Source organism: Bacteroides sp. HPS0048 (assembly GCF_964240755.1).
GTDB lineage: Bacteria > Bacteroidota > Bacteroidia > Bacteroidales > Bacteroidaceae > Bacteroides > Bacteroides nordii.
Window position 1 is genome coordinate 1 of record NZ_CAXSVC010000070.1, and the last position, 1,721, is coordinate 1,721.

At 40.2% G+C, this 1,721-nt stretch carries 1 protein-coding gene; it reads left to right on the plus strand.

Features of this window, described 5'->3' with window-relative positions; translation table 11 throughout:
• Nucleotides 1–135 precede the first annotated feature (135 nt).
• Nucleotides 136–1,494, plus strand: coding sequence for a transposase (locus ACESQI_RS24045; RefSeq protein ID WP_195661570.1), 1,359 nt, complete (start codon nt 136–138; stop codon nt 1,492–1,494).
• The last annotated feature ends 227 nt before the right edge of the window (nt 1,495–1,721 follow it).

Genomic DNA, 1,721 nt, shown 5'->3' on the forward strand with positions numbered 1-1,721 from the left:
TAGGGATATTCCCAAAATAATAAAAATTAAGGCAACTAATTCATTGCGAGTTAGTTGCCTTTTTTGTATCTTTAAGCATCCCCCCCCAAAAAACGGTTTGACGGCCAAAACGGGGGTAATCTAAACTAAAAACACATGGTAAAGATACAAAAAATCTCCGAAATCGAACCTTGTTTAGGTTTTACCGAGTTCGATATGCTAAAAAAATATCGTCAAAGTTTTGCAACGAGTGAATTAGGTCGCCTCCATGCTCTGTTTCCTTTCTCGGAACTGGCCCGACAAATGCATTTGAAGTCCTCTACTTTGGGTCGTAAAAGTTATTTTTCTCCCGAAGGTAAAATAGCCTTGATGGTCCTGAAGTCCTATACCAACTTTTCCGATGCACAACTGATTGAGCATTTAAACGGTAATATTCATTACCAGTTATTTTGTGGTGTTCAGATTGATCCTCTTCATCCACTGACCAATCCTAAAATCGTCAGTGCGATTCGCCAGGAACTAGCGGACCGCCTTGATATTGAGTCCCTCCAGCTTATTCTGGCTGAGCATTGGAAACCTTATCTTGAGAACCTTCATGTCTGTATGACCGATGCCACCTGTTATGAAAGTCATTTGCGCTTTCCTACTGATGTCAAACTCTTATGGGAAGGTATTGTATGGCTTCATCGCCATCTGTGCAAACATTGCCGTACATTGCACATACAACGTCCCCGTAACAAGTATCTTGATGTAAGCCGTGCCTACCTTGCTTACAGTAAACTGCGTAAACGCAGGAAATCACAGACCCGTATGATTAAACGCAGGCTACTTCAGTTATTGGAAAAGTTACTGGACCAGCTGGAGCATCTTCATTCATCCTACAGGCACAGGCTTACACTATCCTCTGATTACCAAAGACGTTTCTCGGTCATACAGACGGTCCTTGAGCAAGGGAAGAATTTATTTGCAGGCAAAAAAGTGTCCAACCGTATCGTGAGTATCGACCGGCATTACCTTCGCCCCATTATCAGAGGCAAGGAAATCAAATCCGTTGAGTTCGGAGCCAAGGTCAACAATATACAGATAGATGGAATCTCCTTCATAGAACATATCTCCTTTAAGGCTTTTAACGAAGGAGTACGTTTGAAAGACTGTATTCATTTGCAACAACAACTGACCAAGGTCAGGGTTAAGGCGCTTGCAGCGGATTCAATCTATGCTAATAATGCCAACCGGAAATTTTGTACTAAATATCATATAAGTACTTCCTTTAAGCGTAAGGGAAGAGCTGCCAAAGATGAGCCACTGCGGAAAATCTTACGGTCGGAACTCAGCCGTGAAAGGGCTACCCGTCTGGAAGGAAGTTTTGGAACGCAGAAACAACATTACTCACTGGCCAGAATAAAAGCCAGAAACAGGAAAACGGAAATACTTTGGATTTTCTTTGGAATACATACGGCCAATGCGGTATCTATGATAGAAAAGGTCGAAAAGAAAAAAAGAACGGCTGCATAATCAGACTAAAATAATAAGAAGAAAAGAGGAGAGGTTTTTAACTTCCCCTAAAAAGACATATACATAATGTACCGTTGGGAAGAAAAAATAAGAATATGTAAATAATATTCTATTAAAAAGATAGAAGACTTGAGACTTTACACAAAAAAATTAAGAGAAAAGCTCACGTAAAGTAAAACTGTTCTCTTAATTTATAAGAAAGAGGGACATTTACTGAATATCCCTAT

What these genes read in the sequence shown, in the direction of transcription:
- ACESQI_RS24045 (WP_195661570.1), top strand. Translation starts at nt 136, where the DNA reads ATGGTAAAGATACAAAAAATCTCCGAAATCGAACCTTGTTTAGGTTTT.